This is a genomic window from Schlesneria sp., assembly GCF_036405755.1.
Lineage (GTDB): Bacteria > Planctomycetota > Planctomycetia > Planctomycetales > Planctomycetaceae > Schlesneria > Schlesneria sphaerica.
The window spans coordinates 1-6804 of record NZ_DASWWZ010000064.1; the positions used below are offsets into that span (position 1 = coordinate 1).

4 protein-coding genes are annotated in these 6804 nt (G+C 55.4%); 2 read left to right on the top strand and 2 right to left on the bottom strand.

All coding sequences use genetic code 11. From position 1 onward, the window contains the following. On the top strand, nt 1-1737 hold a 1737-nt coding region (locus VGE80_RS02210), incomplete at its 5' end, for a WD40 repeat domain-containing protein (protein WP_440591518.1). Nucleotides 1738-1950: 213 nt separating this feature from the next. Here the strand turns inward: VGE80_RS02210 and VGE80_RS02215 are convergent. Beyond that, a complete protein-coding gene (locus tag VGE80_RS02215) occupies nt 1951-2928 on the bottom strand; it encodes a PEP-CTERM sorting domain-containing protein (RefSeq protein ID WP_440591519.1) in 978 nt (325 codons plus the stop codon). Between the two features lie 1336 nt (nt 2929-4264). Further along, nucleotides 4265-5179, bottom strand: a complete 915-nt coding sequence (locus VGE80_RS02220; RefSeq protein ID WP_373653822.1) for a sugar phosphate isomerase/epimerase family protein — start codon at nt 5177-5179, stop codon at nt 4265-4267. Between the two features lie 462 nt (nt 5180-5641). Between VGE80_RS02220 and VGE80_RS02225 the strand changes: the two genes are divergently transcribed. Next, nucleotides 5642-6616: a tetratricopeptide repeat protein gene (locus VGE80_RS02225; RefSeq protein ID WP_440591520.1), complete on the top strand. Its 975-nt coding sequence runs from the start codon at nt 5642-5644 to the stop codon at nt 6614-6616. Nucleotides 6617-6804: the final 188 nt, after the last annotated feature.

Consider the following 6804-nt stretch of genomic DNA (forward strand, 5'->3'; position numbering starts at 1 on the left):
ATTGCCATTTCGCCTGACGGGACGTGGGGTGTGATCGCAAGCGACAACATCGACAAAAGCGGTCTCCGCCGATCTCGGGTGAGTATCTGGAACTTCGACTCGGGACACTTCCATCATGTCGAAAGCATGGATTCCCTGGCACTGCCCAACAGTGGAACGCGGGCGATTGCCGTCTCCCCCGACCATGCTGAACTGGCCATTTGTCTTCATCAGGGTTCTTTGAGCGACCAAGCGCGAATGCAGCATCGACTCCTTCGGGTCAGGCTGCATGGGATCGACGGTGAGCCATTGGACCGCTTATCAGTCCCCGCAAAATTTGGCCCCTGTGAATACGTCAAGGAATGGGAACCTGGGATTGGCCTCTCACTCACCTTTTCCCCTGATGGTCAGCAGCTCGCACTTTCGACTCACTTTCCACCTCGTGTTGAACTGTGGGATTGGCCCAATCGACGACTGATCGGAGCGGTTCCCAATCTCTCCGAAATCGGCACCGGATTGTCGTTCGATGCGAAGGGGAAATCTCTCGGGTTTGGCACCTATGTGAAAGTCGCAGCAAAGGCGACTTCAGGAGCCAGCAATCCAGCCAATGCGTCGGACTCTTTTCGTGCAGACTTCAGGCTCTGGAGTACCTCACTGAATAGCCTCCAATCGAGCGGCTACCCGGCCTATCAGGAGATTCAAACAACTCGCTTTCACGAACCTTCGTCCACCTGGGTCATCGGCGAGTCGAGTGGTCGACTGAGTCTTTGGCGTCCTGAGACGCCGGTCCCCTATCACGATCTCCCTGGTCATCGACCAACCGAGGCGTGGGGACTTGCCTTCGCTCCCGAGGGCAAAACGCTCTATACCGTCGGTGATGATTCCTGCCTGCGTGCCTGGAACATGAAGACATTTGAGGAAATCACCAGCTCGCGAGAGCATCAGGCTCTTGTCTCCTGCATCGCTGTTTCGCCGGATGGACGTTGGATTGCTACCGGCAGCTATGACGATGAGGTGATCATCTGGAAGGCACAGCCGCTCAGCGTCCATGCGATCTTAAAGGGTCACACCCACGATCTTCGAGCTCTGGCGTTCTCGCCAGACGGTCAGTCACTGGCGAGCGCAGGTCGCGATCGAGTGATTCGATTGTGGAGCGTTCCCGAGGGAACCCTCAAGGGGACTTTTGATCGTGACGGAGGCGTCGTCCGTGCCATCGCATTTTCGGAATCCAACACAATTATCGAAGGGAGTGCAGACGGAAACATCGTCGTCTGGCAACCTACTGGAAATTCCGAAAAACTCCGTACCATCAATTCGGAGATCAATTGTCTGGCTTTGTCTCCTGCAAGTTTGATTTGGCCTCAGTTGACGGCACAGGGTGTGCCTTCATCGATGCCGATTGTCAAATCCCTGGGAGCAGGAGAACTGTTGCTGTACGGATCAAAATTCGGCACCTTCAAGCTGATGCACATCCCAACCCGACAAATCTGGTTTGAACACACTTACCCTGGAGTGAATATTCGATCGGTGGCCTTTTCACCTGACGGACGCATTTTTGGTGTTGCGGGGGATGACCGGGCAATACACTTGTGGCACGTCGCATCACGACAAGAGGTTCTGACTTTCTCGGACTTGCCACACTCGGTCAACCAGATTGCGTTTTCACCTGATGGCCAAGTGCTTGCCGCTGCTCTTCATAATGGAACCGTGCGGCTGTGGCTCGCGCCCAAAGTCGGTGACCAGAGAATCAGTCCGTAGACAGCGTCTTCAGGCGTCTTTCGCAAGTGCGGCGCCGCCATATCGTGGCGCCCTCTTGGGTGAGGAGGCAAAAGAAAAGACGCCCTTCGCGGAGCGTCTTTTGGCGATCATTGGTCAATGGTGAGTCCGTGTTGCACAGACGCGTCGCGTTGAAACAAGAGTTTTACTCTGTGAATCGTGCTTTGCGGGGCACCACACTCAACTGAGAGCGATCTAGGCAGCGATCCGGCGTCGACGATAGGCAGAGATGGCGACGCCAACTCCGCCCAACCCGACAAGAGCGAGAGTTGACGGTTCAGGGACAGCGGACACGTTGGGAGACACCATGCCTGAACCGAAGATCAGGGAATAACCATAACTTTCCGGAGTAGTGCCGTCGGCAAAGGTAATCGACTTCAGGGTCATTGTGTTGATAAAGTCACCACTGGCACTTCCCAAACCAGACTGCGACAGAACATCGAGAGAATACTGGAAATTAGCATAGCCGTCGGTCAATCTTAATCGGCTGCCCACATCGTCTCTGATTACAAGTGTCTTATCTCCAGGATCATCAACGTTCGTCTTCAGCGAATTAAAATACTCCTGGTCGAACAGGGTCGCTGTAATTTGACTCCCACCGTATCCGAATTCCGGAGCTCTTGTTTCGAGTTGGCCTTCAATCCTGAAGTTGAATATCAGGCTGTCGCTTAAGCGATGTCCGCCCACGGAAGGCGGCACGAGTTGAACGCTGTCACTCCAAGAGACGCCACTCCTCGCCACGGAGGGAGCTGGCCCGCTCGTCGCCGCATACACTCCTAAATTCCCGTTTCTGGACACGATGGAAGTAGCTGCGTTGACACCCTTTATTCCCTCGTACGTCATGGTGTAGCTCGTCAAGCTATCGGATTTTGAAAGGCCCGTATTGGACTCATAGAAAGTCTGCCTCGAATTGTACTCAGGGTTCGCTATCAGGTTGCCCTCGCTGTCTGTCATGGGGCTGACCCCAGTTCCGTGAACGTACATTCCTCCGTATGTCACTGGCCCCGCATGAACAGGGTTGCCACTGAGCGATGAGATGAATGATATGATGGTGAGGCCAGTGACGATCATGCCTGTCGACGCGCGCATCTTCGAATCCCTTGAAAAACAGCAATTAGTCATTGCACTCATTAATCCACCAACAAAACTCGTATTCCCTGCGGTCCGAAACATAGAAGCTTTTCTCTCGACAATTGTTCAATAATTCGGTCGTGTCCGTGTTGCTCTGCGGCGAGTCCTCAAACACGTGTCGATTCGTGCGATCGCGAAGTGAATCTGAAAACACCGAAATCACTCCTCTCAAAAGCTTTCGGCGCGTGATCTCGATCGACATCGCCATGCACACTTCCACCTCTCACTTTTGAGCGAGAATTGACAGCTGTTTGTCTCAAAGAATCTCAAAGAATTTGAGAGAATATGAGAATTACGGAGCCGGTCGTGATTGATACTGCCGCCTGGAGGTGTCCGAGGCCGTTCATTGGCAGATGACGATGCGGGAGTGTGAATGAAGCTTGGGACGCGCCCAGCCATCAGTTGTCGGGTGATTGATTGCTCAAAACACTCGCAAGAGAGACAACACGGAGGCCAGGGTCCTTGCGGAGATGTTGGCGCTGGATCGGTTTCCCGATTGTCTCGATCGCCCCTGCGACAGAGCGCACATCGGTCCTCTGTTCTTCGGCGGCCACACGTTCGTCGGCGAATGGCCGCCGTTCGAAACAAGATTCGTCGTCGATTGATCGATGAATCCCAGCTCACGATCGCGATCAAGACACCAGGCCAACTTGATCTGGGAGGCTTCTCGAACGGTCTCAGGAAATCGTCACGCCATCCACGAACGCTTGTACCTTCAGCCTATTTCAACGCATTGCTGTCAGTCATGCTGGCGCGGTGGCGAGGCGGACCAAGTTTCCGGCGAGCTGGGATCTCTTGCTGAATCTCCTCAACGGGTGGCCGAGACTACCGGCATGGCTAACAATCGGATGAAAACCGGGGACGGGCTCGAATGGCAGTGTCGTGCTGGAAGGGAATTTGAGCACAGACTTTCTCAAGTGGAACCTTCAATCGATTCGAGGCCGCTGCATAAACTCGTACTGCTTCAGTTGCTTTTTGAGCAGGCGGATAGAAGCACCCGATGATAATGAACACTCCGAAGAACAAGGAGACGCTCCCGAAGCCCCAGGAAAACGCCGCAAGCCGCGATGCACTGCGAGCCATCGTCCACTGAAGTCCGATCAACAAAACATCGAGCATAACTGTGAACAGCATCTAGACAAATCAGAAATTCGACGTTTACGAATCCTCTTCGTCCCGTCCGGATGCGCACTACTGCACCCGGGGTCCATCGGCTGTGTCAGCCCTGTTCATGGGTGAGAACATCCGCCTGAAAACACTGGTCCGCCTGTCTGCTCGAAACGACAGCGAGGCGCTCGGCGAGCATTGAGACTCAGTCCCTCTTCTCGTCCGAGCGACCTGGCAAATCGTGATTCCGTTCGAGCGTGACGGACATCGCCTACTTCTTGCCGAGCATGCGATCCAGGGAATCGCCGGTCTGATAGACCAGGGCTTCGGGCCAGTACTGGTAAGGGTGGAAGTATTCGAACGTCAGATAGCGGTCGTAGCCGGTGGCTTCGAGTGCGTCGAGGACCGCAGGCCAGTTGGTCGTACCGTCCAGCAGTGGGCGGAATGCTTCCAGCGACGAATCAGTCCCCTTCTTCGTAAATTCCTTCAGATGGACGTTTCGAATCCGCTTCCCGAGATACGCAATCCAGTGCTCGGGGAACTGGTACTGCATGATGTTCCCGGTATCAAAATGGACCTGCAGGTACTCGGACTGGAATCCATCGACGAAGGCCGCCATCTCCATCGGGGTCATCAGATAACCGTTGAAGAAGATGTTCTCGATGTTCATGTGAATCTTCAGTTTCTCGGCGGTCGGCAGCAGCTTCCCGATCGCTTCTTTCGCGCGCTGATCACAGACATCATTCGCGACCGGTTCATAGTCCGTACGCCAGGGAATATGGACGGCTCCGGGAACCACCAGCAGATTCTCGGTTCCCAGATCATGCGCGGCCTTGGTCATGAGCCCCGCGAGTTCCATGGCACGGGCGCGCTTGGCGGGGTCGTTGCTTGTGAGCGGATAGGGCCAGAAGAGGAACGAACACAGGCCGCTGATCGCAATCCCGATCTTGTCCGCCAGTTGACGGATTTTGGTGAACTCGGCCGTACCCGACTTGGGCGAGAGTTCGCTGTCCAGATCGTAGTTCAGTTCGATCCCATCAAAGCCTGCATCTTTCGCCAGGCGAAGACATTGTTCGAGCGACATTTTCTCGGGGTAGGGAAACGCCCAGAGATTGATCGACTTCTTCATTGCATAGCGTTTCCCGCGGGTGACCCCGGTGGCCGCCGGTTCAGCGGCAGTGGCCATTCCCCAGGGTCCACGCATGACCGCCGTCGCGGCGCCAGCGGCAGCGATTGCCGATCCGAGAACCTTCCGCCGACTGAAACCGTGAGTTGCGTCTGGCAGTTGCGAATCTGACATGTGATGACTCCTCCTGAGGTGAAATCATGGGATTGAACAAAATTGATCGATGTGAGTCGATCAGGATCTTACCCCCGAGAAGTCGGATGTGGGACTGAGCCGGAAAAATTCCGGACTGCCCTGCACGCGATGACGCTTGGGGCGAGACGAGGCCCGGCATGCCACAAAGACGAGTCGCGTGAAAAACTTGAGAAAATCTTCTGTCCGCCGCAAATTTGACTCAAGCCCGCCAGACCGTGCAACCGAACTAGTGAAACTGGACCTGGGCCGGTCTCGCACTCATTTCTGTTGATCTCCCTATCAACCGAGTCACCCCGCGGTCCCTTCCCTGCAGCAAGGATTTTGGCCATGCGGATTGTCGCAATCACCTCTGTCGCCATGGGATTCTTCCTGCAATGCGGCTGTGTCTCGACCTTGTCTCCCACCGCGACCCCGAGTCGGCTGCAAGCCTACCATGATCAAATTGCCGGGCAATACGTGACGGCGAACGACATGGAGCGACAAGGCGATTACGAAGGTGCTCGCGAGATCTATCTCGACCTGCACGAAAAACACCCCAGAAATCCTGACTACCTGCATCGTCTGGGTGTCGTGAGTACGAAGCTGGAACGGTATACCGAAGCTCAAAGTTACTATAGCCAGGCTCAGTCGCTCGATCCGACCAATGTCAGGCTGCTGGCAGACATGGGCTACACCTACTATCTGACGAAGAATCTCGCTGAAGCCGAGGTGGTGTTGCGAGAAGCGCTTCGTCACAGTCCTAACGATCCACGGTCGACGAATAACCTGGCTCTGGTTCTGGGATTAAACGGCAAGATGAACGAGTGCATGGGACTGCTGAGCCGAGTGAACACCCCCGCCGAGTCACTCGCCTGCATGGCCTATATTCACGCAGAGCGAGGCCAGCTTGAACTGGCCGAGGATCGCTATACGGAAGCATTAACGCTCGATCCCAACCTGAAGAATGCCGCGAAAGCACTGGCAGAACTTCAGAAGCGGAACCCCAGCCAGAACCTGGTTGCCCAGACGCTTCCGGATACGGCTCTTGCCGACGACACCCCCATGAATACTCCGCGTCGCGAATCGTCCCCCATCCGGCAGGTGAATGCCACGCAGCACATCGACATGGATGTAGACCTGGAACCCCGGCGCTCACAAGTGGTCACCGCAGACTTCCATGACGACGCCGCCGGCCTGGGAGAGCAGAACCTGCGCGATGCCCGGTTTGAACTCGATGAGATGGAATTCTCATCGGGCAATTCCGCAGCGGCCCGTCCTGAGGAGTTAAGCGAAGAGACATCCGACTGGGATGCGGCGCAGTAGTCGCGGTTCCCGAACGCCATTCCGCCGTAGGGGCCGATCAAATTCGGCCTGAAGAGACGCTGAGACGCCGTCTGGTCCGATGACCGATTGAAATCAAAAAACCGACCACGTCCTGTTGGGGGCGTGGTCGGTTCAGGTTTTTACGACGTGTGACGGTCTGCGCGATGATCAATGTCGGAAATGTCGGC